This is a genomic window from Cupriavidus sp. GW822-FHT03E04 (assembly GCF_058801495.1).
Genome location: NZ_JBXANI010000005.1, coordinates 114,841 through 138,208, shown reverse-complemented (window position 1 = coordinate 138,208; position 23,368 = coordinate 114,841). Strand labels below are relative to the sequence as shown.

The window sequence follows — 23,368 nt, the reverse complement described above, 5'->3', positions numbered from 1 at the left end:
CAATGGCGACGGTCTGCGGAGTTACTCCGTCGCGCCCAGCTTCGCCAGCGCGTCCCCGGTCACCCGGCAAATTCGCCAGTCCGGCATCACGTCCGCACCCATTGCCCGGTAGAAATCAATGGAAGGCGTGTTCCAGTCCAGCACGCTCCATTCGAAGCGGCCGCAGCCGCGCTCCACCGCCAGCGCCGCAAGATGCTTGAGCAGGACCTTGCCCAGCCCATGGCCGCGCCAGGCGGGGTCGACATAGAGATCTTCCAGATACAGCCCGGGCTTGGCCAGGAAGGTCGAGAAATTGTGGAAGAACAAGGCGAACCCGACGGCCTGCGGACCCTGAGCGCCGGGGACCTCCACCAGCACAGCCTCGGCATGCGGGCGCGGGCCAAACAGTGCCTCGCGCAGTTTTTCCGGCGTGGCTTCGACCAGGTGGGTGAGTTTCTCGTATTCGGCCAGTCCCGTGATCAGCGCGAGCAAGGTTTCGCAATCGTCGGAAGTGGCGGGGCGCAGTACGAAATCGGTGGCAGGCATGGCGGGATTTGACGTCATCGGCAAGATATAAACGAAGATTATCGCTTATCCGTCACACTCGTTCCCCATTCCCCATTCCCCATTCCCCATTCCCCATTCCCCATTGACGCTACGCTTGCCCGATCCGCGCCAGCCGCGCCACCTGCGCGACGTAGTCCTGCGCCAGGCAGTCCACAACCTCCCGCTCGGGCGTGCTGCGCAGCCAGGTCAGCTGGCGCTTGCAGAGCTGCCGGGTGGCGGCCAGGCCGCGCTCGCGCATGGTGTCGAAATCGGTCTCGCCGTCGAGGTATTCCCACACCTGCCGGTAGCCGACGCAGCGGATCGCGGGCAGCGCAGGCTGCAGGTCGCCGCGCGCGCGCAACCGTTGCACTTCCTCGATAAAGCCGCCGGCCAGCATGGCGTCATAGCGGGTGGCGATGCGCGCGTGCAGCACGGCGCGGTCCGACGGCTCCAGCGCGATCACGCGGTAGCGTCGGTCGGCCGCGCCGGCAAAGGCGCGCTCGTCGGCCTGCCGCGCCAGCAGCGCCGACATGGGCTGGCCGGACAGGCGGTGGATCTCCAGTGCGCGCTGGATGCGCTGGGCATCGTTGGGCGCGAGGCGCGCCGCGGTGACCGGGTCCACCTCGGCCAGCATGGCGTGCAGCGCCGGCCAGCCGCGCTCGGCGGCCAGCGCGTCCAGCTCGGCACGCAGGGCCGGATCGGCTTGTGGGAGGTCGTTCAGGCCCTGCGTTAGCGCCTTGTAGTACAGCATGGTGCCGCCGACGATCAGCGGTTCGCGGCCGCGCGCGCGGATCGCCACGATCAGCCGCTCGGCGTCGGTGACGAACTGGGCGGCCGAGTAGCTATCGGCCGGATCGATGATGTCGATCAGGTGGTGCGGCACCGTGGCCAGTTCGGCGGGCGAGGGCTTGGCGGTGCCGATGTCCATCTCGCGGTAGACCAGGGCCGAGTCCAGGCTGATGATCTCGATCGGCGTCTGCGCGGCCAGCGCCAGTGCCGCGGCGGTCTTGCCGGAGGCGGTGGGGCCGAGCAGGCAGACCACCGGCGCGTGGCCTGATGCGGGCGCGGCGGTGCCGCTGGGTGAGGCTGTTGTCATCGAATCATCGAGTCGTCGGGCATGCGGCTTACTGCCCGCGCAGGAACAGGCGATCGAGTTCCGCCACGGTCAGTTGCACCCAGGTGGGCCGGCCGTGGTTGCACTGGTCGGCGCGCTCGGTCTGCTCCATCTGGCGCAGCAGCGCGTTCATTTCTTCCAGCGTGAGCTTGCGGTTGGCGCGCACCGCGCTGTGGCAAGCCAGCGTGGCCAGCAGTTCGTTCTGGCGCTCGACCAGCACGCGCGAGCCGCCGAAGGCTTGCAGGTCGCGCAGCACGTCGCGCGCCAGGGCTTCGGTGTCGGCCTGCTTGAGCAGAGCGGGAATCGCGCGGATTGCCAGCGTGGTGGGCGAGACCTGCGCGATGTCGAAGCCGAGCAAGGTGAGGGTTTCCTGATGCTCCTCGGCCGTGCCGATTTCCACGGGGCTGGCTGTGAGCGTGACCGGGATCAGCAGCGACTGCACCGCGAGCTCGCGCGCTTCGAGCGCGGTCTTGATCTGCTCGTAGAGGATGCGCTCGTGGGCGGCGTGCATATCCACCAGCACCAGGCCGCGCGCGTTCTGCGCCAGCACATAGATGCCGTGCAGCTGCGCGATGGCATAGCCCAGCGGGCTGGCCTCGTCTTCGGGAAGTTCCTGGCGGGCCAACTGGTCCAGCAGGCCGGGCGGGTCGTTCTCGCGCGCGGCTTGCGCATCGGCCAGCCAGGCCGGGGGTGTGGCGCCCGGGCCGGCCGGCGGGACATAGGTGGCCTGGCCGCGGGAAAACCCGCCGCCCGGCTGGATTGCGTCGCGCACCATGCCGAGGTAGGCCTGCCGGGGCTGGGTCACGCCGAGCTCGGTCTGCCGTGCGGCGGCCGTGTAGTCGACCCATGGGCGCGGGCTGGCGCCGCCGCCCATGCCGCCGCTTCTGCCCGATCCGGCGAAGCCACCGGAGCCGCTGGAGCCGCTGCCAAAGCTTCGCGCGCCCGGGAATCCGCCGGCGCCACCAATCGGCTCGGCCGCCGCCGGATCGGCTGCGTCGACCGACGTATGCAGGCTGTCACCCTGCTCGCCGGCCTGCCGCGCCAGGCAACGCTGCACGGCGTGGTAGACAAACTGGTGCACCGAGCGCGATTCGCGGAAACGCACTTCGATCTTGGACGGGTGCACGTTCACGTCCACCATCTCGGGCGGCAGGTCCATGCACAGCACGTAGGAGGGGAAGCGGTCGCCGTGCAGCACGTCCTGGTAAGCACTGCGCACCGCGTGGGTAAGCAGCTTGTCACGCACGTAGCGGCCGTTGACGAAGAAGAACTGCTGGTCCGGGCGCCCGCGCGAGGCGGTGGGCAGCCCGGCAAAGCCATACAGGTGCAAGCTGCCGGCCTCTTCGTCCAGTGGCAACCGGGCATTGGCGAAGTCGGCGCCCAGCACCTGGGCGGTGCGCGTGGCGACGTCGCCGGCGTTCCAGTGCTCCATCGGCTTGCCATTGTGATGGACCGAGATGGCCACGTCCGGGCGCGCTAGCGCCGCGCGCCGCACCATCTCCAGGCAGTGGCCAAACTCGGTTTGTTCGGATTTCAGGAACTTTCTGCGCGCTGGCGTGTTGAAGTAAAGGTGCTGCACGTCGACGGTGGTGCCCACGCCGCCGGATGCGGGCTGTACCACACCGGTGTCGGCGATCACCTGCATCGCGTGGGTATCGCTGGCGGTGCGGCTGGTCAGGGTCAGCTCGGACACCGAGGCGATCGAGGCCAGTGCTTCGCCGCGAAAACCGAGCGTCAGTACCGCTTCAAGCTCGTCCAGCGAGGCGATCTTGCTGGTGGCGTGGCGCTTGAGCGCGACCGGCAGCTCATCGGCGGGAATACCGCAGCCGTTGTCGGCAATCACGATGCGGCGCACGCCACCTTCCTCCAGGCGGAGGTTGAGCTGGGTGGCGCCGGCGTCCAGCGCGTTCTCCAGCAGTTCCTTGACCACGGAGGCGGGGCGCTCCACCACCTCGCCGGCCGCGATCTGGCTGATCAGCTGGTCGGGCAGGGGGCGGATGGGACGGAGCGGCTGGGCTGGGTGCGGGGCTTGGGCAGGCATGGGCGGAATTATACGTGGGTGCGCCGCCTGGCCCATGGGCGCGCGATGGATGAAAAGTGGCTGGGCAAGGTGACTTTGGCGCCTGTCCGGTCTTGTATGATGTCGGCAAATTATCGAACGGGGATCGAATTGGATATCGCATTGCAGTTCATCGACATGCTGCTGCACGTCGACAAATACCTAGGCACCGTCATCCAGAACTACGGTGCGTGGGTCTACGCCATCCTCTTTGCCATCGTGTTCGCGGAGACCGGGCTTGTGGTGCTGCCTTTTCTCCCGGGCGATTCCCTGTTGTTTATCGCCGGCGCCTTCTGCGCCACGCACGCCATGAACGAATGGGCGCTGGTCGGCCTGCTGCTGGTGGCGGCGATCGGCGGCAATACGGTCAACTACTTTGTCGGCAGCTGGGTCGGGCCGAAAGTGTTCGACGGCCATTGGCGCTTCCTGGACCAGCAGGCGCTGCGCAAGACGCACGATTTCTACGAGCGCCACGGCGGCAAGATGCTGGTGATGGCCCGTTTCCTGCCGATCGTGCGTACCTTCGCGCCGTTCGTGGCCGGCGTGTCGCAGATGACGTTCGCCAAGTTCCAGCTGTTCAACGTGATCGGCGCGGCGGCCTGGGTGCTGGGCCTGGTGTTTGCCGGCTACTTCTTCGGCAACCTGCCGTTCATCAAGCAGTACCTGAACCTGATCGTGCTGGCGGGCATCGGCGCGGCTGTGGTACCGCTGGTGCTGGGTGGCCTGTGGAAGCTCGTGCGGGGCGGCAAGCGCCGTCCTTCCTGAGCCAGCGGGGGCAGGCCCCGGCCTGCCCCGCCTGAGTCTCAGGTTACTTTCAGCTTACGCTGCGGCTCATCATGCGCAGCGCCGGCATGCGGTCGCGGATCTGCGTGGTGTCGGCCGCATCCGGGCGCGCCATCACATAGGCTTCCAGGTCGGCCAGCGCCGGGCGGAAGCACTCCAGGTTGGCATACGCAAGCCCGCGGTCGCGGACCTCCTCGATCGAGCCGGGCAGCAGGATCACCAGGCGGTTCTGCACCGCCAGCAAGCGCTGCCAGCGCGACTCCTGCAGATAAATCGACTTGAGATTGCGCAGCATGCGCGCCACGATCTCGCGGTGGCTGGCCACCTGCAGGAACAGGCCCAGCGGCACCTCGTTGGGATCCGCGATGCCCTCGCGCTCCAGGTGCGGGTCGAGCATCTCCTGCAACTGTTCCTTTGACAAGGTCTCGCCGGTGAGCGGGTCCACCACCACCTCACCGGCCGGGATCGACATCCGCACCAGGAAATGGTTAGGGAAGGACACGCCCTTGAGCGGCAGCCCAATGTGCTGGCCCAGTTCCATATAGAGTACCGCCAGCGAAATCGGGATGCCGCGCCGCTGCTTGAGCACGACGTTCAGGTACGAGTTGTCGGGGTCGTAGTAATCGTTCGCGTTGGCGCCGAAGCCCAGGTCGCGGTAGAAGAAATGATTGAGCAGACGCATGCGCTGGATGGCCGGCGTACCTTCGGCGACGCGGCGTTTCAGGCGTACCGCGAGCATGTCGAGCGCTGCGAGCTCGGCCTGCAGGTCCAGGTCCGGATAGGCATCCTGGGCGATCGAGAGCACGGTCTCTGTCAGCGGGATACCGTTCTCGTCTGCCACGAGACTGGCAAAGTATTCCAGGACTTTCGTGGTTGTCATTGCGGCGTTCCTGAATGCGGCCTGGCGGCTGTTCCAGATGAATGCTGGCGGCGTGGCGTGCGTTCCCGAACGGTAGGGTGTTGGTACCGTCCGCGGTCGCGCGCCTTGGCAGAACCGCTTCGTCTCATTCTGACACAACCTCAGTAGCCTTGACCCTGCACCGCGCGCTGCCGCGACCCCTGGCCCGGTGCCGTCTGGCACTGGCGACAAGGGCAGGTTTGGCAGGCGGGGGCTTGTTAGCCGGCTCTCCGCTTGAAAGCGGAGTATCTCAGCCCCATGAGCCACAGTGTACCGAAGTAGACGACTGCCGCAAGTACCAGGCACGAGGCCAGCAGGGCGATACGCAACAATGGCGTGGCACCCAGGGCGACCCAGTCGAAGTTGCGGGCGAACCACAACAGCATGCCCGCCAGCAGCGTTACGGCGGTCAGCAACTGGGCCAGGAACAACCACCAGCCCTTGGCCGGCGAGTAGAAGCCGCGCTTGCGCAGGCCCAGGAACAGCAGCAGCGCGTTGACGGTGGCGCCGAAGCTGATCGACAACGCCAGGCCCGCATGGCCAAAGCGCGGCACGAACACGTAGTTGGACAACTGCGTGATCACCAGCACCAGCAGGGCGATCTTGACCGGTGTGCGGATGTCCTGGCGGGCATAGAAGCCCGGCGCCAGGATCTTGATCAGGATCAGTCCCAGCAGGCCGATGCCGTAGGAGACCAGCGCCTGGCGGGTCATTTCCACCGCATGGGCGTCGAACTTGCCATAGTTGAACAGCACCGCCGTGAGCGGCGCGCCGAACACGAACAGCCCCACCGCGCATGGCACGGCCAGCAGGAAGGTCAGGCGCAGGCCCCAATCCAGCAGGCCGGAGTATTCGGCCCGGTTTTCCTCGGCGCTGGCTTTCGACAGGCTCGGCAGCAAGATGGTGCCCAGCGCCACGCCCAGCAGCGCGGTTGGGAATTCCATCAGGCGGTCGGCATAGGTCAGGTAAGACACACTGCCGGCGGCCAGGCGCGAGGCAATATTGGTATTGATGATCAGGCTGATCTGGGCCACCGAGACCGCCAGCAGCGCCGGCGCCATTTGCCGCATGACGCGGCGCACGCCGGGCTCTGCCCAGGCCGCGCGCAGGTTCAAGCGCAGGCGCGGCATCACGCCCAGGCGCCGGAGCGCCGGAATCTGCACCGCCAGCTGCAGGATGCCGCCCACCAGCACGCCCCAGGCCTGCGCGTAGATCGGCTGCGCCATATGGGGGCCGACAAACAGCGCGGCGATGATCAGGCAGATATTGAGCAGTACCGGGGTGAAGGCCGGCATGGCAAAGCGGCGCCAGGTGTTCAGGATGCCGGAGGCCAGCGCCACCAGTGAGATCAAGCCGATGTAGGGAAACATCACGCGTGTCATGAAGACCGCGGCGTCATAGGTTTCACCGCCATGCTGGCGAAAGCCCGTGGCGACGACCATCATGACCACCGGCGCGCCGATCACGCCAAGCAGCGAGACGCCCATCAGGACCCAGGTCATGACCGTGGCAACGGCATCGATCAGCGCGCGGGTATCGGTTTCGCCACGCTTGCTGTGGTATTCACCCAGGATCGGCACGAAGGCTTGCGAGAACGCGCCCTCGCCGAAGATCCGGCGCAGCAGGTTGGGGATGCGGAATGCCACGTTGAAGGCGTCGGTCATGTCCGAGGCGCCGAAGGCACGCGCGATCAGGATCTCGCGGATGAGGCCTGTGATGCGCGACAGCATCGTCAGGCTGCTGATGGTGGCGAGCGCTTTGAGCAGGTTCAAGATGGTTCGGCGGCAAGGGGTGGCGGCAGCAGCGTGGGTCGGACCGCCGGTGCGAACCGGGTTCAGACGCCGGGCGCGCGCCAAAGTTGCATCGAGGCCACGCGAGGGCGGGGCCGGTGTGGCGCGTATTATACGGTTTGGCCCCGCAGGCGCCCGGATATGCACGTATATCGGCCTTTGCTTCGCCCTGCTCGAGATGAGGTGCGGCTCGGCTTGCCAGCCGCTTTTTCTTGTGTGTATAATTGCCGATTCACAAGGCTAGTTGCGTTCCGGATTCGTGTGCCAGTGCATCCCGGGTCGCTTGATGTGCACTTAATTGTGTCCGCGGTTTGCTCCGTCCTCCCGTCGGGCACGCATCTGAATTCAGGAAATCTACTTAAATGGCAAATTCCGCACAAGCTCGCAAGCGCGCGCGCCAGGCCGTCGCCCAGAACGCCCACAACTCCAGCCTGCGTTCGCGTCTGCGTACCGCAGTGAAGGCTGTTCGCAAGGCGATCGAAGCCGGCGACAAGGCTGCTGCTGCCGAGATCTTCAAGAACTCGCAATCGATCATCGACGCTATTGCCGACAAGAAGATCGTGCACAAGAACAAGGCTGCGCGCCACAAGTCGCGCCTGTCGTCAGCTATCAAGTCGATGGCTGCCTGATATAGGCAATGGTGCCGGGCGCAAGCCAGGCACCTTCCGGCTGTTCGCCGGCCATTGCGTTGACCGCGCCGTTTCGGCGGCGTGTCACGGTCCTGGTCAGGTTGTCAGTCGGCAGGGTGGGTCTCCTACGGGGTATCCAGCCGATAAAAAAGCTCGTCATTTGACGAGCTTTTTTTTGCTTTGTACTTTGGGCTGGCGCCGGTCCTGAGGGTGCGTGCGGCTAGCTGCGGCCATGCCGCAGCTTCTTCGGTGTGGACTCACTCCAGTGAGCAGGCCTCGACCAGCTGCAGGTTGTTGTCGCGCGCGAAGTTGAGCACGAAGTCGAGCGCCTTGGGCTCAATCTCGCGCAGCCGCGCATCGACCACCACGCTCTTCAGCCCGCCGGCTATCACTGGCCGCACGTAAGGTGAGTAAGTGATGCGGGGGTCGCCGGTGTCGCCCTCGGGGCGGAATTGCGCCATCACGCCACACAGTCGTTCAGCCCAGTCGCTTGGGCGGAAGGTCTTGCCTTCCTTGGTGATGCCTTGGATGAAGTATTCGCGAACTGTGGGATTCATGGGACTGCGGGGATAAGACGGGTGACTCGACGGTAAACCCGCCAGACTGACCAAACGGAAGCCCGTTTGACGCGGCCAGGAAACGATTAGCTCGTTTCATTCCGGCCGTGGCGGCGGGGGCGTCGGTGTCGGCGGGGGCACTTTTGATGCCGGCAGCGGGCGGTGGCATGGGTATGCCGGGCCCCGCGTGAATCAACCGGTATTATATCTTATATAAGACTCGCGCATAAGCCTCCGTGCCGGGCGAGGTGCCGTGCATGCTCGCCAAAGCCACAATAATCCCTTATGATTCTTACAGTTAAATTGCGTAAGCGACGCGAAAGGCGGCTCCGCGGCATGGCCAGGTCATGAACCCTTCATGGCGGCGTGCCACCACCGAGCCGCCTTCTTTGTTTTATGAGCCCAACTTCGATCAAGCATTACCTCCAGTTCAGCGACCTGACTCCCGACGAGTACGAGTACCTGCTGGACCGCGCACGGATTCTGAAGACCAAGTTCAAGAACTACGAGACATGGCATCCGCTGCACGACCGCACGCTGTCCATGATCTTCGAGAAAAACTCGACTCGTACGCGCTTGTCGTTCGAGGCCGGCATCCACCAGCTCGGTGGCCATGCCGTCTTCCTCAACACCCGCGACTCCCAGCTGGGGCGCGGCGAGCCGATCGAGGATGCGGCGCAGGTGATCTCGCGCATGGTCGACATCATCATGATCCGCACCTTCGGCCAGGAAATCATCGAGCGTTTCGCCGCGCATTCGCGCGTGCCGGTGATCAACGGGCTGACCAACGAATACCATCCCTGCCAGGTGCTGGCCGATGTCTTCACGTACATCGAGCAGCGTGGCAGCATCCGCGGCAAGACCGTCGCATGGATCGGTGACGCCAACAATATGGCCTACACCTGGATCCAGGCGGCTGAGCGCCTCGGCTTCACGTTCCATTTCTCCGCGCCTCCCGGCTATCAGCTCGATCCGGCCATGGTGCCGGCAACGGCTGCTCATCTGGTCAAGGTGTTCGACGATCCGCTGACCGCCTGCCAGGGTGCCGACCTGGTCACCACCGACGTGTGGACCAGCATGGGCTACGAGGCCGAGAACGACGCGCGCAAGCGCGCCTTCCAGAACTGGATGGTGACTACCGCCATGATGGATCGCGCTGGAGACGATGCCCTGTTCATGCACTGCCTGCCTGCCCATCGCGGCGAGGAAGTTGAGGCCGCCGTGATCGACGGCCCCAAGAGTGTGGTCTGGGAAGAGGCTGAGAACCGCCTGCATGTGCAGAAGGCGCTGATGGAATACCTGCTCTGCGGGCGTTACTGACCGCTGGCGGGCCGGCGCCACGATTGACGCACATGCGGTGCGCCAATCCGGTGCCCGCATGCTCGCCCGGCTCGCCAAGTGCCGCCCAAGCCGGGGCGGACGTGTCAAAATAGCGGTTTTTCCGCATCCCTTTTTCTCGCGTGACTGGCTTTGTGGCCGGCCGCGCTTACTTTTCGCATCGAGTCGAACATGAGCGATATCAAGAAAGTCGTGCTCGCCTACTCCGGCGGGCTGGACACTTCGGTGATCCTGAAGTGGCTGCAAGACACCTATCAGTGCGAGGTGGTCACCTTTACCGCCGACATCGGCCAGGGTGAGGAACTCGAACCTGCACGCCAGAAGGCGCTCAAGTTCGGCATCAAGCCGGAAAACATCTTCATCGACGACCTGCGTGAAGAGTTCGTGCGCGATTTCGTCTTCCCGATGTTCCGCGCCAACGCCGTCTATGAAGGCGAGTACCTGCTCGGCACCTCGATCGCGCGTCCGCTGATCGCCAAGCGCCAGATCGAGATCCTGCGCAGCACTGGCGCCGACGCCGTGTCGCACGGCGCTACCGGCAAGGGCAACGACCAGGTTCGCTTCGAGCTGGGCTACTACGGCCTCGAGCCGGGCGTGAAGGTCATCGCCCCATGGCGCGAATGGGACCTGTTGTCGCGCGAGAAGCTGCTGGCCTACGCTGAAAAGGCCGGCATCGAAATCGACATGAAGCACAAGAAGGGCGGCGCCCCGTACTCGATGGACGCCAACCTGCTGCACATCTCCTTCGAAGGCCGCCACCTGGAAGACCCCAAGGCCGAGGCCGAGGAAGACATGTGGCGCTGGACCGTGTCGCCGGAGAACGCACCGGACGCGGCCGAGTACCTGGACGTCGAGTTCGAGGGCGGCGACATCGTTGGCCTGAACGGCAAGCGCATGACCCCGGCTGAAGTGCTGACCGAGCTGAACCGCCTGGGCGGCAAGCACGGCATCGGCCGCCTTGACCTGGTGGAAAACCGCTACGTCGGCATGAAGAGCCGTGGCTGCTACGAAACCCCTGGCGGCACCATCATCCTGAAGGCCCACCGCGCTATCGAGTCGATCACGCTCGACCGCGAAGTGGCTCACCTGAAGGACGACCTGATGCCGCGCTACGCCAGCCTGATCTACAACGGCTACTGGTGGAGCCCGGAGCGCCGCGCGCTGCAAGTGCTGATCGACCACACCCAGGCCAAGGTCAATGGCTGGGTCCGCGTCAAGCTGTACAAGGGCAATGTGATCGTGGTCGCCCGCGACTCCAAGGACACGCTGTTCGACAAGACCATCGCGACCTTCGACGATGACGGCGGCGCCTACAACCAGGCCGACGCCGGCGGCTTCATCAAGCTGAACGCGCTGCGCATGCGCATCGCCGAAAACGCTCGCCGCCAGCGCGGCGAGTAAGCCAGACCGCAGGCATGCAACAGAAGAGGGGCCATCATGGCCCCTTTTTTGCGCCGCCTTGCCCTCCGGTATTCCCGATTCAGTCATCCAGAACCAAGAGCATCAAGGAGAAATAGCGTGAGCCAGTTCGACAACGTATCCGTCGTCAAGAAAGCCAACCTGTACTTCGACGGCAAGTGCGTGAGCCACACCGTGCTGTTCCCGGACGGCACCCGCAAGACGCTGGGCGTGATCTTCCCCGCCGCGCTGACCTTCAACACCGGCGCCCCGGAGATCATGGAAATCAATGGTGGCGTGTGCCGCGTCAAGCTGGCTGGCGAAGACCAGTGGCAAACCTATGGCGCTGGCCAGCAGTTCAATGTGCCCGGCGACAGCAGCTTCGATATCGAAGTGACCGAAACGCTGGACTACGTCTGCCACTTCGGTTGAGCACGGCAGCCCGGACGGGTTAAAGCACCACCGGCTCGGGTTCGATTCGCACGCCGAAGCGGGCTTGTACCGCATCGGCGATGCGGTGCGCCAGCGCCAGCAGCGCCTGCCCGGTGCCGCCGCCGTGGTGCACCAGCACCAGCGCCTGCTTGCCATAGACGCCCACCGGGCCGTCGCTGACCCCCTTGAATCCACACTGGTCGATCAGCCAGCCGGCTGCCAGCTTGTAGCTGCCGTCTGGCTGGGCGTGGCTGACCAGGTTGGGATACCGCACCAGCAGCGCGTCGCGCTGCTCGGCGCCCACCACCGGGTTCTTGAAGAAGCTGCCGGCATTGCCGACCTGGGCCGGATCGGGTAGCTTGCGCGCGCGGATCGCGATCACCGCGTCGCGGATGCGGTCTGCCGTGGGATGCGCCGCAGGATCTTGCGCCAGCTCGCGCGCCAGTTCCGCATAGCCCAGCACTGGCTGCCACGGCAGCGGCAGGCGCAGGGTGACGGCGGTGATGATGTAGCGGTCCCGACCCTCACGCTTGAACAGGCTGTCCCGGTAGGCGAACTGGCACTGCTCCAGCGTCAGATGGACGAATTCGCCGCTATGGCGGTCGAGCGCGCGCAGGCTGTCGAAGCGCTCGCGCAGCTCCACGCCGTAGGCGCCGATGTTCTGGATCGGCGCCGCGCCCGCGGTGCCGGGGATCAGGGCCAGGTTTTCCAGGCCCGGAAGGCCGTCGGCGATCGTGCGGCAGACCAGCGCATGCCAGTTCTCGCCGGCACCTGCCGTCACAAGCTGGGCGGCATCCGCCGAGGCCACCGCGTAGCCGGGAATCTCCATCAGCAGCACGAGCGCGTCAAGGTCCTGCGTAAGGACCACATTGCTGCCGCCGCCGAGCACCACCAGCGGCAGGTCTTGCGCGCGGGGATCGGCCAGGGCGGCCAGCAGGTCGGCTTCGCTGCGCACGTGCACCGCAAAGCGCGCGCGCACGTCGAATCCGAATGTATTGTGGCGGCGCAGGGGATAAAATTCGAGGAAATCTGCCATGCAAGGGAAAGGTGAAGCGGCCCGCCGGGGTCGACGGCACCGGACTGCAGGGTAGGCTGGATTATACGTAAGCGCCGCCGCCAGCCGGCGCGCGCCCGGTACAAGCAATAAGCAACACGCAGCAAGACAAGGAGAATGCAATGCCGTCGTTTGACGTAGTGTGCGAAGCGAACATGATCGAGGTGAAGAACTCGGTCGAGCAGGCCAACAAGGAAATCACGAACCGCTTCGACTTCAAGGGTTCGGATTCGCGGGTCGAGCACAAGGAGAACGAGCTCACCGCGTTCGCCGATGACGATTTCAAGCTCGGCCAGGTCAAGGACGTGCTGATCAGCAAGATGGCCAAGCGCAATGTCGACGTGCGCTTCCTCGACTACGGCAAGACCGAGCGCATCGGCGGCGACAAGGTCAAGCAGGTCATCACCATCAAGAAGGGCGTCACCGGCGACCTGTCGAAGAAGATCGTCAAGATGATCAAGGACAGCAAGATCAAGGTGCAGGCCAGCATCCAGGGTGACGCGGTGCGCGTCACGGGCACCAAGCGCGACGATCTGCAGAGCGTGATCGCGCTGCTGCGCAAGGATGTCCCCGAAGCGCCGCTGGACTTCAACAACTTCCGCGACTGATCCTGTCGCCGGCAGGCGTGGCAGCCATGCTGCCGCGCGCCCGCTTTTTCCTTTTTCTTTAGCGCGCCTGCGGCAGGCCGCCGATCTTCGCGCCGGCCTTCAGGCCCTTCTGCGCAAACCAGCCCTTGTTCATCTCCAGCGCGTAGCGCACGGCCGCGCGCGGGCAGTGGTTGTCCTCGGTCTGGGGCGCCATGTCTTCGATATTGACGATGGACCCGTCATCGGCCAGGAAGGCGATCGACAGGGGCAGGTCGGTATTCTTCATCCAGAAGCAGTGTCCGGCTTTCTCTTCGAACACAAACAGCATGCCCTCGTTGGCGGGCATGGTCTTGCGGTACATCAGGCCGAGCTCGCGGGCTTCCGGCGTGGCGGCGATTTCCGCCTTGATCGCGTACATGCCAGCGGTGAGTTGCCTGACCGGCAAGCTGGCCGGGGACTGGGCACAGGCGGCGGCCATGGCGGCGAGGGCGCAGCCGCTGACGAGCAGGTTCTTGAGCAAAGGGCGCATGAGTTGGAGCGGCAAATGACGGGTTCGGGACAGCCGCCAGCATAGCGCAGCTACCGCGCGAGCGGCACGGACAAATATTCCACTTCGTTGCGGCAGGCCTGATTGTCGCGGGCAAGAAAAAAGGCAGGCGCCTTGCGGGCAACCTGCCTTGCTTGCCGGGCGCTAAGCCCGGCCTGCCTGCAAACTCTTACTTCGTTGCAGCAGCGTCAGCCTTGGCAACCGGAGCAGCCTTGGTCTTGCTGTGAGCGTGCTTCTTGGACTTCTTGGTGCTCTTCGTCGCGGGCTTTGCAGCCGGTGCTTCGGCGGCAGGCGCTGCAGCAGCCGGGGCTGCCGGTGCGGGTGCGGCGGCTTGGGCGAAAACGCCGGTGGCGAACAGGCCGGCAACCAGAGCAGCGATCAGTTTGTTCATGCTTAACAACCTCGAAGGTAAATCGATTCGGAAGAGTTGACTCGTATGCGACGCGTCAGTGTCAAAAACGAAACGAGGCGGTGAGCCGTTGACTCGCGACTTGTTAATATTTGTAACTTTTTGCGCGAGGGCGTGCGTGGCGCCGCTCCGCCGGGCTGGTCGCCGCCCCCGATCCACGCCCGCGCACGATCTCGCGGGGACGTGGCGCGGCTACGGCTTCCAGGCCGAGCGCGCTCGGGTCGATCTCGCACCATTGCCCTGGCGCGAGTCCGAGCGTACGCAGGTCGAGCCTGCCAATTTGCACGCGCACCAGGCGCAAGGTCGGAAATCCCACCGCCGCGGTCATTCGGCGCACCTGGCGGTTCTTGCCCTCGCGGATCTCGAGTTCGAGCCATTGGGTCGGGATGGCGGCGCGAAATCGCACCGGCGGATTGCGTGGCCACAGAAAGCCTGGCTCGTCGATGCAGCGCGCTCGCGCCGGCAGCGTGCGGAAGTCTCCGAGGTCGACGCCATTGCGCAGGTGCGCCAGGGCGGCTTCGCCGGGCACGTTTTCGACCTGGGCCAGATATGTCTTGGGCAGTTTGTGATGCGGATCGGCAATGCGCGCCTGCAAGATGCCGTCATCGGTCAGCAGCAGCAAGCCTTCGCTGTCGGCATCGAGCCTTCCCGCCGGATACACGCCGGGCCGCTGCACGCAGTCGCCGAGAGTCGGGCGCGACGGGTGCGCGGAGAACTGGCTCATGGTGCCGAAGGGTTTGTTCAGTGCGATCAGCGTCATCGAGAGTATTGGGGCCTGGCGCGCGGATAGGCGCATGAATGGCGTCAGTATGGGGCGTCAGTATGCCGTAGCCCACGCCGGGCGGCGCGGGGCCGGCCAGGATGGCGGATCATGAAATTTTGCTGCATAATACGAAACGGTCTTATGTCTTATATAAGACTTGTATGCGTGTGACGCATAGCCGGGCAGTCCGCGTGTGGTGCGCAACGGCATCGCCTGCGCGCCAATCGCCGTTAAAATGCCCGCGCGCCACCCAAATCTCGCCGTCTGGTCACGAATCCGGCGGCTCGTTGCAACCCCCCGTTCCGTACTGGAGACGTCATGTATCAACACATCAAGGTTCCGGCCGGCGAAAAGATCACGGTCAACCAGGATTTTTCGCTGAATGTTCCGGACAATCCGATCATTCCGTTCATCGAAGGCGACGGTACGGGCCTGGATATCACCCCGGTGATGATCAAGGTGGTCGATGCAGCCGTGGCCAAGGCCTACGGTGGCAAGCGCAAGATCTCCTGGATGGAGATCTACGCCGGCGAGAAGTCGACCAAGGTGTATGGCCCTGACGTGTGGCTGCCTGAAGAAACCCTGGAAGTCCTCAAGGACTACGTGGTGTCCGTCAAGGGCCCGCTGACCACGCCGGTTGGCGGCGGCATCCGCTCGCTCAACGTGGCGCTGCGCCAGCAACTGGACCTGTACGTCTGCCTGCGCCCGGTGGCGTACTTCAAGGGCGTGCCCTCGCCGGTGCGCGAGCCGCAAAAGATCGACATGGTGATCTTCCGCGAGAACTCGGAAGACATCTACGCCGGGATCGAATGGGAAGCGGAAAGCGACCAGGCCAAGAAACTGATCGCCTTCCTGCAGAACGAAATGGGCGTGAAGAAGATCCGTTTCCCGGATACCTCGGGCATTGGCGTCAAGCCGGTCTCCAAGCAAGGCACCAAGCGCCTGGTGCGCAAGGCCATCCAGTACGCGATCGACAACGACAAGCCGTCGGTGACCATCGTGCACAAGGGCAACATCATGAAGTTCACCGAAGGTGGCTTCCGTGACTGGGCCTACGAGCTGGCACGCCAGGAATTCGGCGCCGAGCTGATCGACGGCGGCCCGTGGTGCAAGTTCAAGAACCCGAAGACCGGCCGCGAAATCGTCATCAAGGACGCCATCGCCGACGCCTTCCTGCAGCAGATCCTGCTGCGCCCGGCCGAATATTCGGTGATCGCCACGCTGAACCTGAACGGCGACTACATCTCCGACGCGCTGGCGGCCCAGGTTGGCGGCATTGGCATTGCCCCGGGCGCCAACCTGTCGGATTCCGTGGCCATGTTCGAAGCCACCCACGGCACCGCACCGAAGTACGCCGGCAAGGACTATGTGAACCCGGGTTCCGAAATCCTCTCCGCGGAAATGATGCTGCGCCACATGGGCTGGACCGAAGCCGCCGACCTGATCATCTCCTCGATGGAGAAGTCCATCCTGTCGAAGAAGGTCACCTATGACTTCGCCCGCTTGCTCGAAGGCGCGACGCAAGTGTCGTGCTCGGGCTTTGGGCAGGTGATGATCGACAATATGTAATCCTATTTCGGGCCATCTCAGCCTGAACCGAAACCCCGGCGACTCAACGGTCGCCGGGGTTTTTTTCATCCCGTCGTATCAAGAGGTACCACCCGGCAAGTGTGCAGCCAGGTCGACATAATAAAGACCGAATAGGACACATAAGGAAAATGCTCTCCGCACTTGCAGAAATGTCTGATTGATTTTAGTGCTGTATCGCGCATAAATAGGGGCGCGAAACGCCTATCAATCAATCCATGGGAGAACGCATGCACAACGTGAGGCAGTTGACCGCAACTTGGGAGGCCAAACCATGATGCGCAGAGTTGCGTGTGTGGGCGACAGGCTTTCACCAGATGGCGTCATCCTCCCGTATGACGGTCCAGTTTTCACTATCGGTGACGGTGCCGGCCACCAGGTAGCGCTTATCGGTGGGCAAGCCTACTGCGAAGCCTGCAAGAGCACCGGCATCATTGCAAAGGCTGGCGGACCGAGCCGTATTAGCTTCATGGGCGAGACGGCGGCTGATGGCGATATCGTGCTCTGCAAGTGCCCGACACATCCGAGCATTATCGCCACTCTCGCCGGCGAGACTTGGTGCGACGACGAAGCCGAGAGTGCTGGAATGGCGAGCGTGCAGGATGCGATCGCAGGCAAATCGGATTTCATAGCGGCACCCTTCCTGGCCTCTAATCCCCGTTACGACCAACAGGTGCAACTCCTGGACGAAAAATCCGGCCAACCCCTGGCACGCCGGCGCTACCGCCTTACAGGCGATGGCGGATCGATTGAGGCGCGAACGGACGACAGCGGTATGACCGAGCGCATTTCGAGCGATACCGCAGCGACCATGACGCTGGAGATTTTTGGGGAGGATGCCTGATGCAACCAATCAAGACGATACAAATTCCATTGACGCCGATTGAGAAGCGCGCGCCCGTGAAGGTCTATCTGCTGCGGCCTCGCGGGACTCTGTATTGGGGTGGGGCCGGACTTGATGGAGGCTACGTGCGGCCGCAACTCGAGGCATTCCGGAAGGCCGGGGTTACCCACTGCTTTGCAGGCCTTACAAACTCGGCGACTGCCGATCTTCCCAAGGGCACGGGCTATGCATTTGCGGGCACGTTGCTCGATGCCATTCGGTCCGGTCTGGCCATCCGCTCACGCGATGACGGGGAATGGACAATCACAAGCGGCATGGCGGCAGAGGCTCCCCAATTCAATCTGATAGGTTACAGCTATGGGTCACTGCTAGCGGCTCAGACGGCATGGTCATATGCTCGTGCCGGGCACGTGATTGATCATCTCGTATTGGTGGGGTCACCTATCGAGGCAGGGTTTCTCGCCGATCTGCGTAGCCACAAGGGTATTCGCAAGACCACTGTAATCAATCTGACTGAACATGGAGATCCGATTTACGCCGGGATGCCATGGGCAGAGCTTGCTGTGGCGGCACCGCTGCTCGGCAAACAAATGATTGCAGGCAAAGGGGAAGGGCATTTCTACTATGCGCATGTGATGCCAGACAGCCCGCGGCGTTGGACCGCCCTAGCGCAGCGAGTCGCTGACGAGGGGCTCCGATGAAATGGGCCAGTGGCAGGCTTGCACGCGCCGTGGACTGCATCAGTATCGGCCTAGCGCTCCTGGGCGTGGCCTTTGGCGCCTACACAGTAGCTACGCCGATAACAACCATCGACCAGGTGACGACCGGCCCTCTGGTGGCGGTTGCCGGCGCCGCACTTGCTCTGGCTTGTCTCCTGGCTCTGATTGGCCTGGTGCTTGTGTTGCTAGCGCTTGTTCTACGTGCTCCTGGGCGGTGGCGCATCATCGCCTCCTATTGCGTAGGGGTGGTGTTCTTCGTCGGCACCTTCCTACTCGCGGATTCCTGGGCGGCCCGTCACCTACCCCCACGGCAGACGAGCGCTGCCGCCATAATCAGCAATCTCGATGTAAGTGCTTAGCCATCTTTCCACAGGCCGACGGCGCGCCGTTCGGGCCTGAGTGGCCGGACCATGCGCTCATGGGCGGCTGGGCCGACCATCGCGAATGCCACGTTGGCGGCGACTTCCTGTTGATCTACTGGCTGGATAGTGCCGGCACTGGAGGGCAAGATATTTTGCGCCTAATGACGTGCATTTCGGGGTGTTTGAATGTGCGGAAACAGCCAAAATTGTGCAAAAAGCCACCAAAGCGCTGCAAAAACGACCGGAAATCAATGAGGAATCGAAGTGGCAGGCTAAAAGGCGCGACCAGCGAGCCAAACAAAAAGCCCGGCATTGACCTGGCCGGGCTTTTTGTCGGATGCGTTACGTGCTGCTGTCCAGCCTGCGTGCTTTGGGGCGGGGCAGGCCGATCCCGTTCCGGGGGTGATCCCCCGCATCCTGTCGTGGCCGCCTCAAGCTCTACCGGCTGGTGCGGCCGCGCACCGAATCTTCAGGCGTTATCCTGGATATTGGTGGCTTGTTTGCCCTTGGGGCCCTGGATGATTTCGAAGGATACGCGCTGACCCTCTTTCAGGGTCTTGAAGCCATTCATCTGGATGGCCGAAAAGTGCGCAAACAGTTCTTCTTCGCCGTCGTCCGGCTTGATGAACCCAAAGCCCTTGGCGTCATTGAACCATTTGACGATACCGCTTGCCATAAACTCCCCCAACAAAAAAAGCAGGATACGAGCGGGGGAAAGCGCCGCGGCCAGTGGGCGCCCGGCTAGTGTTCTTGCGCGCTGCCCGGATGGAACCGGGTCGGGCGCAAAGGCACGACTGTGCGGGCACCGCGTGGCGGCCAGTTTGATGTGCTGACTCGCCGCCGCTGGATTCGTGGGCCTCCCTGCTCACGGATCACTCAGTCCGGATGATTGCTTGGCTCGCGTAACCAGACGTGAATGTGCGAACGATTCTTCTGTCAAACCTGCGCACTGTCAAGTTGGCAGATTCCCCACTCCCGGTAGGGTGTGGCGGGAAAGGAACGGCTGTAGATGGTATTTTGGAGGGAAAGGGCGCACCGCGAAGGCGTGCGCCCTCCCGTCCAAGTGACCCACGAGTGAACCCGGATGCCTTCGGCGTCCACGGAATCTGGATGGCCGCTGCATCGGCCTCTTGAATCCGGTGTCTTTTCCCCAAATTGCAGAGTTGTGCGTAAGGGTTAGAATAAAGCCATGGCTACACGGCTGGCAAATGTCCCACAACGCGAAGCAGGCACCGTACTGGAGCGGAAAGAGCAGGCGCTCAAACCACCCGCCATGTACAAGGTGTTGCTGCTGAATGACGACTTCACCCCGATGGAGTTCGTCGTGATGATCCTGCAGCAGTATTTCAGCAGGGACCGGGAGACGGCAACGCAGATCATGTTGACCGTCCACCGGGAGGGTAAGGGGGTCTGCGGCATCTATACCAGGGATATCGCGGCAACGAAGGTCGAGCTGGTGTCAACCCACGCACGGCAGGCGGGTCATCCGTTGCAGTGCGTGATGGAGGAAGCATGATTGCGCAAGAATTGGAAGTCAGCCTGCACATGGCGTTTGTTGAAGCCCGGCAGGCACGCCACGAGTTTATAACCGTGGAGCACCTGCTACTGGCGTTGCTTGACAACCCCACGGCAGCGGAAGTCTTGCGCGCCTGCGCAGCCAATATTGAGGATTTGCGCACCAGTCTGAAGAACTTCATCGCGGACAACACGCCCGTGGTGCCTGGTACCGACGAGGTGGATACCCAGCCTACGCTGGGCTTCCAGCGCGTCATCCAGCGCGCCATCATGCATGTCCAGTCCACTTCCAACGGCAAGAAGGAAGTGACCGGGGCCAATGTCCTGGTGGCGATCTTTGGCGAGAAGGACTCGCACGCGGTGTACTACCTCCAGCAGCAGGGCGTGACCCGGCTGGATGTGGTCAATTTCATCAGCCATGGCATCCGCAAGGACCAGGCCGAGCCCGCCAAGCATGGCGACGGCACGGCCGAGGGCGAAGGCGGTGATGGCAAGGAGAGCCCGCTCGAGCAGTTCACCCAGAACCTGAACACGCTGGCCAAGGCCGGCAAGATCGATCCGCTGATCGGCCGCGAGAGCGAAGTCGAGCGGGTGGTCCAGGTGCTGTGCCGCCGGCGCAAGAACAATCCGCTGCTAGTGGGCGAGGCGGGTGTCGGCAAGACCGCGATCGCCGAAGGCCTGGCTTGGCGCATCACCAAGAACGAAGTGCCCGACATCCTTGAAAAGGCAGTCGTGTACTCGCTCGACATGGGCGCCCTGCTGGCCGGCACCAAGTACCGCGGGGACTTCGAGCAGCGCCTCAAGGGCGTGCTCAAGTCGCTCAAGGACAATCCGAACGCGATCCTGTTCATCGACGAGATCCACACGCTGATCGGCGCGGGCGCCGCTTCGGGCGGGACGCTGGACGCCAGCAACCTGCTCAAGCCGGCACTGTCGTCAGGCCAGCTCAAGTGCATCGGCGCGACCACCTTCACCGAGTACCGAGGCATCTTCGAGAAGGACGCGGCCCTGTCGCGCCGTTTCCAGAAGATCGACGTGGTGGAGCCGTCGGTCGACCAGACCGTGCAGATCCTGCGCGGCCTGAAGTCGCGCTTCGAAGAGCACCATGGCGTCAAGTACGCGGCAGCGGCGCTGACTGCGGCGGCCGAGTTGTCGGCGCGCTTCATCACCGACCGCCACCTGCCGGACAAGGCCATCGATGTGATTGATGAGGCCGGTGCAGCCCAGCGCATCCTGCCCAAGTCCAAGCAGAAAAAGACCATCGGCAAGGGCGAGATCGAAGACATCGTTTCGCGCATCGCGCGCATCCCGCCGCAGAGCGTCAACCAGGATGACCGCAGCAAGCTGCAGACCCTGGATCGCGACCTGAAATCGGTGGTGTTCGGCCAGGAACCGGCCATCGAGGCGCTGGCTTCGGCCATCAAGATGTCGCGCGCGGGCCTTGGCAAGACGGACAAGCCGATCGGCTCCTTCCTGTTCTCCGGCCCGACCGGGGTGGGCAAGACCGAAGTGGCCAAGCAGCTTGCCTTCATCATGGGCATCGAGCTGCTGCGCTTCGACATGTCCGAATACATGGAACGCCACGCGGTGAGCCGGCTGATTGGCGCGCCGCCGGGATATGTGGGCTTTGACCAGGGCGGCCTGCTGACCGAGGCCGTCACCAAGAAGCCGCACTGCGTGCTGCTGCTGGACGAAATCGAGAAGGCGCATCCGGATATCTTCAATATCCTGCTGCAGGTGATGGATCATGGCGCGCTGACCGATAACAATGGCCGCCGCGCCGACTTCCGCAACGTGATCATCATCATGACCACCAACGCGGGAGCGGAAACCATGAACCGCGCCACCATCGGCTTCACGTCCTCGCGCGAGCAGGGCGACGAGATGGTCGACATCAAGCGCATGTTCACGCCGGAGTTCCGCAACCGGCTGGATGCCATCATCAGCTTCCGTTCGCTTGACGAGGAAATCATCCTCCGCGTGGTCGACAAGTTCCTGATGCAGCTTGAGGAGCAGCTTCACGAGAAGAAGGTGGAAGCCAGCTTCAGCGACCACCTGCGCAAGTTCCTCGCCAAGAAGGGTTTCGACCCGCTAATGGGCGCGCGGCCGATGCAGCGCCTGATCCAGGACCTGATCCGCAAGGCGCTGGCTGACGAACTCCTGTTCGGCAAGCTGGTGTCCGGTGGCCGGGTGGTGGTGGATCTCGACGAGCAGGACCAGATCAAGCTGGACTTTGCCGAGGCTGCCGCAGAACCGCCGGAAGCGCCGGAAAACGAGAAAGCGGAAGTCTAGGACAAAGCGCGAAGGGCAGGCAGAGCGGACCTTGCCTGCAATTCGTGCTATCCTCGGGCAAAATACAGGGCGGCAGCGATGCCGCCCTTTTTGTTTTGGCCGGGTGCGGCTGCGCACCGCAGCTGTGTGCCCGCCATCCGTCTGAGTACCCGATGTCCCAATCCCAACGCTCGCGGCTGCGCCGCCTGCTGCTCAAATCGTTGCCATTTGGCGCGATGCCCCTGATTCCCGTGCCTGGCCTGGCTGCCTTGGGTGGCGAGGCCACGACAGGCGCGTCCGGTCGTCCGATCGCCATGGTGTTGCCGTTTCCTCCCGGAGGCAGCGTCGATATCGTCGCACGCCAGCTGCAGCCCGGCCTGAAGAGCGGGCTCGGCCAGACGGTGGTGATCGACAACAAGCCCGGCGCCGGTGGCCTGATTGCTTCGAGTACCGTGGCCCGGGCCAAGCCTGACGGCAGCACGCTGTTGATGGCGTTCGACACCCATGCCATCAACCCGTTTGCGTACAAGAACCTGCCCTACGATACCTTCCGCGACTTCACGCCGATCTCGCAACTGGTGCGTTTTCCGCTGGTGATCGCGGCCAACCCGTCGTTGCCCGCGTCCAACGTGAAGGAGTTGGTCGCCATGGCGCGGCAGAAGCCGGAGAGCATCCACTACGCGTCTTCCGGCATCGGCAGCCTTAACCAGCTCGCCGCCGAGGCGCTGGCGACCGAGGCCGGCGTGCGCTTTCTCCACGTGCCGTACAAAGGTGGCGGCCCGGCGGTGCAGGCTGTTCTGTCCAATGAAGTCGATGTATTTTTTTCCAGTTATGCGGCGGTGCAGGCGCATGTGGCTGCCAAGACGATCAAGCTGCTTGGCGTGACCGGTACCACCCGCCTGCGCCAGTTCCCGCAGTTGCCAACCGTGGCCGAGCAAGGCTATCGCGGTTTCGAGGCCTATTCATGGATCGGCGTGTTTGGCCCGGCCGGGTTGCCGGAGCCGACCGTGGCGCGCCTGCACGATGCCCTGGTTCAGTCGTTGCGGCAGCAACGCGTGGTGGATGCGCTGGCCATGCAGGGCTTCGAGATCGTGGGCGGCAGCCCCACCGAGCTGGCCAGCCTGGTGCGCCACGAGCACGACAAATGGCAGGCGGTGGCGCGCAAGGCCAATATCCAGTTCGATTGA

General features: G+C 63.7%; 24 protein-coding genes. 13 read left to right on the top strand and 11 right to left on the bottom strand.

Annotated features, from left to right (window positions below):
- Nucleotides 1-21: 21 nt before the first annotated feature.
- From AC1RQC_RS08160 to mutL, 3 genes are all read right to left on the bottom strand, one after another.
- Entirely contained in the window at nucleotides 22-525 is a 504-nt protein-coding gene (locus tag AC1RQC_RS08160; protein WP_416049631.1) for a GNAT family N-acetyltransferase, read from the bottom strand.
- 109 nt (nucleotides 526-634) lie between these two features.
- A complete protein-coding gene (gene miaA / locus AC1RQC_RS08155) occupies nucleotides 635-1,621 on the bottom strand; it encodes a tRNA (adenosine(37)-N6)-dimethylallyltransferase MiaA (RefSeq protein ID WP_492373106.1) in 987 nt (328 codons plus the stop codon).
- A gap of 28 nt (nucleotides 1,622-1,649) precedes the next feature.
- A complete protein-coding gene (mutL, locus tag AC1RQC_RS08150) occupies nucleotides 1,650-3,680 on the bottom strand; it encodes a DNA mismatch repair endonuclease MutL (RefSeq protein WP_492882921.1) in 2,031 nt (676 codons plus the stop codon).
- Between the two features lie 156 nt (nucleotides 3,681-3,836).
- On the opposite strand from mutL, the gene AC1RQC_RS08145 reads away from it, so the two are divergent.
- Complete coding sequence (locus AC1RQC_RS08145) at nucleotides 3,837-4,463, top strand: VTT domain-containing protein (RefSeq protein WP_241754543.1); 627 nt, start codon at nucleotides 3,837-3,839, stop codon at nucleotides 4,461-4,463.
- Nucleotides 4,464-4,512: 49 nt separating this feature from the next.
- Here AC1RQC_RS08145 and AC1RQC_RS08140 read toward each other — a convergent pair whose 3' ends face one another.
- Both AC1RQC_RS08140 and murJ read right to left on the bottom strand, forming a co-directional pair.
- Complete coding sequence (locus AC1RQC_RS08140) at nucleotides 4,513-5,361, bottom strand: SirB1 family protein (protein ID WP_150985991.1); 849 nt, start codon at nucleotides 5,359-5,361, stop codon at nucleotides 4,513-4,515.
- A 236-nt stretch (nucleotides 5,362-5,597) separates the two neighbouring features.
- Nucleotides 5,598-7,151: a murein biosynthesis integral membrane protein MurJ gene (gene murJ / locus AC1RQC_RS08135; protein WP_043349366.1), complete on the bottom strand. Its 1,554-nt coding sequence runs from the start codon at nucleotides 7,149-7,151 to the stop codon at nucleotides 5,598-5,600.
- 380 nt (nucleotides 7,152-7,531) lie between these two features.
- Here murJ and rpsT point away from each other — a divergent pair, with 380 nt between their 5' ends.
- Complete coding sequence (gene rpsT / locus AC1RQC_RS08130; RefSeq protein WP_006157537.1) at nucleotides 7,532-7,798, top strand: 30S ribosomal protein S20; 267 nt, start codon at nucleotides 7,532-7,534, stop codon at nucleotides 7,796-7,798.
- Nucleotides 7,799-8,055: 257 nt separating this feature from the next.
- On the opposite strand, the gene AC1RQC_RS08125 is transcribed toward rpsT, so the two are convergent.
- On the bottom strand, nucleotides 8,056-8,355 hold the full coding sequence (locus AC1RQC_RS08125; protein ID WP_492882919.1) for a DUF3579 domain-containing protein: 300 nt from the start codon (nucleotides 8,353-8,355) through the stop codon (nucleotides 8,056-8,058).
- Between the two features lie 396 nt (nucleotides 8,356-8,751).
- On the opposite strand from AC1RQC_RS08125, the gene argF reads away from it, so the two are divergent.
- The 3 genes from argF (at nucleotide 8,752) to ppnP (ending at nucleotide 11,523) form a co-directional block, all read left to right on the top strand.
- Entirely contained in the window at nucleotides 8,752-9,675 is a 924-nt protein-coding gene (gene argF, locus AC1RQC_RS08120) for an ornithine carbamoyltransferase (protein ID WP_043349360.1), read from the top strand.
- Between the two features lie 189 nt (nucleotides 9,676-9,864).
- Complete coding sequence (locus tag AC1RQC_RS08115; protein WP_035867543.1) at nucleotides 9,865-11,094, top strand: argininosuccinate synthase; 1,230 nt, start codon at nucleotides 9,865-9,867, stop codon at nucleotides 11,092-11,094.
- A 117-nt stretch (nucleotides 11,095-11,211) separates the two neighbouring features.
- Nucleotides 11,212-11,523 (top strand): pyrimidine/purine nucleoside phosphorylase, encoded by a 312-nt coding sequence (gene ppnP, locus AC1RQC_RS08110; protein WP_043349354.1) that lies wholly within the window; start codon nucleotides 11,212-11,214, stop codon nucleotides 11,521-11,523.
- 19 nt (nucleotides 11,524-11,542) lie between these two features.
- Here ppnP and murB read toward each other — a convergent pair whose 3' ends face one another.
- On the bottom strand, nucleotides 11,543-12,559 hold the full coding sequence (gene murB, locus AC1RQC_RS08105) for a UDP-N-acetylmuramate dehydrogenase (RefSeq protein ID WP_492373104.1): 1,017 nt from the start codon (nucleotides 12,557-12,559) through the stop codon (nucleotides 11,543-11,545).
- Between the two features lie 140 nt (nucleotides 12,560-12,699).
- On the opposite strand from murB, the gene AC1RQC_RS08100 reads away from it, so the two are divergent.
- The gene (locus AC1RQC_RS08100) at nucleotides 12,700-13,185 is read left to right on the top strand and encodes a YajQ family cyclic di-GMP-binding protein (protein WP_006157531.1); all 486 of its coding nucleotides are present in this window, start codon (nucleotides 12,700-12,702) and stop codon (nucleotides 13,183-13,185) included.
- Nucleotides 13,186-13,243: 58 nt separating this feature from the next.
- Here AC1RQC_RS08100 and AC1RQC_RS08095 read toward each other — a convergent pair whose 3' ends face one another.
- The 3 genes from AC1RQC_RS08095 to AC1RQC_RS08085 all read right to left on the bottom strand — a co-directional run bounded on the left by AC1RQC_RS08095 (nucleotide 13,244) and on the right by AC1RQC_RS08085 (nucleotide 14,880).
- Nucleotides 13,244-13,693 (bottom strand): DUF192 domain-containing protein, encoded by a 450-nt coding sequence (locus tag AC1RQC_RS08095; protein ID WP_492373103.1) that lies wholly within the window; start codon nucleotides 13,691-13,693, stop codon nucleotides 13,244-13,246.
- A 187-nt stretch (nucleotides 13,694-13,880) separates the two neighbouring features.
- Entirely contained in the window at nucleotides 13,881-14,102 is a 222-nt protein-coding gene (locus AC1RQC_RS08090; protein ID WP_416049626.1) for a hypothetical protein, read from the bottom strand.
- 103 nt (nucleotides 14,103-14,205) lie between these two features.
- Nucleotides 14,206-14,880: a pseudouridine synthase gene (locus tag AC1RQC_RS08085; protein WP_492373102.1), complete on the bottom strand. Its 675-nt coding sequence runs from the start codon at nucleotides 14,878-14,880 to the stop codon at nucleotides 14,206-14,208.
- A 321-nt stretch (nucleotides 14,881-15,201) separates the two neighbouring features.
- Here AC1RQC_RS08085 and icd point away from each other — a divergent pair, with 321 nt between their 5' ends.
- The 4 genes from icd (at nucleotide 15,202) to AC1RQC_RS08065 (ending at nucleotide 18,937) form a co-directional block, all read left to right on the top strand.
- Nucleotides 15,202-16,452 (top strand): NADP-dependent isocitrate dehydrogenase, encoded by a 1,251-nt coding sequence (gene icd, locus AC1RQC_RS08080; RefSeq protein ID WP_492882917.1) that lies wholly within the window; start codon nucleotides 15,202-15,204, stop codon nucleotides 16,450-16,452.
- Between the two features lie 292 nt (nucleotides 16,453-16,744).
- On the top strand, nucleotides 16,745-17,314 hold the full coding sequence (locus AC1RQC_RS08075; protein WP_492882915.1) for a PAAR domain-containing protein: 570 nt from the start codon (nucleotides 16,745-16,747) through the stop codon (nucleotides 17,312-17,314).
- Nucleotides 17,314-18,015, top strand: coding sequence for a hypothetical protein (locus tag AC1RQC_RS08070; RefSeq protein WP_492829033.1), 702 nt, complete (start codon nucleotides 17,314-17,316; stop codon nucleotides 18,013-18,015). Before AC1RQC_RS08075 ends, AC1RQC_RS08070 begins: the two co-directional genes overlap by 1 nt.
- Before the next feature lies 1 nt (nucleotide 18,016).
- A complete protein-coding gene (locus tag AC1RQC_RS08065; RefSeq protein WP_492829031.1) occupies nucleotides 18,017-18,937 on the top strand; it encodes a type II toxin-antitoxin system YafQ family toxin in 921 nt (306 codons plus the stop codon).
- On the opposite strand, the gene AC1RQC_RS08060 is transcribed toward AC1RQC_RS08065, so the two are convergent.
- Nucleotides 18,865-19,071 (bottom strand): cold-shock protein, encoded by a 207-nt coding sequence (locus AC1RQC_RS08060; protein ID WP_150986000.1) that lies wholly within the window; start codon nucleotides 19,069-19,071, stop codon nucleotides 18,865-18,867. The two genes, AC1RQC_RS08065 and AC1RQC_RS08060, sit on opposite strands and share 73 nt — an antisense overlap.
- A 513-nt stretch (nucleotides 19,072-19,584) precedes the next feature.
- Here AC1RQC_RS08060 and clpS point away from each other — a divergent pair.
- The 3 genes from clpS (at nucleotide 19,585) to AC1RQC_RS08045 (ending at nucleotide 23,368) form a co-directional block, all read left to right on the top strand.
- The gene (gene clpS, locus AC1RQC_RS08055) at nucleotides 19,585-19,911 is read left to right on the top strand and encodes an ATP-dependent Clp protease adapter ClpS (RefSeq protein ID WP_006157525.1); all 327 of its coding nucleotides are present in this window, start codon (nucleotides 19,585-19,587) and stop codon (nucleotides 19,909-19,911) included.
- Complete coding sequence (clpA, locus tag AC1RQC_RS08050; protein WP_043349328.1) at nucleotides 19,908-22,202, top strand: ATP-dependent Clp protease ATP-binding subunit ClpA; 2,295 nt, start codon at nucleotides 19,908-19,910, stop codon at nucleotides 22,200-22,202. The genes clpS and clpA overlap by 4 nt, the downstream gene beginning before the upstream one ends.
- Before the next feature lie 152 nt (nucleotides 22,203-22,354).
- Complete coding sequence (locus tag AC1RQC_RS08045) at nucleotides 22,355-23,368, top strand: Bug family tripartite tricarboxylate transporter substrate binding protein (protein ID WP_492373098.1); 1,014 nt, start codon at nucleotides 22,355-22,357, stop codon at nucleotides 23,366-23,368.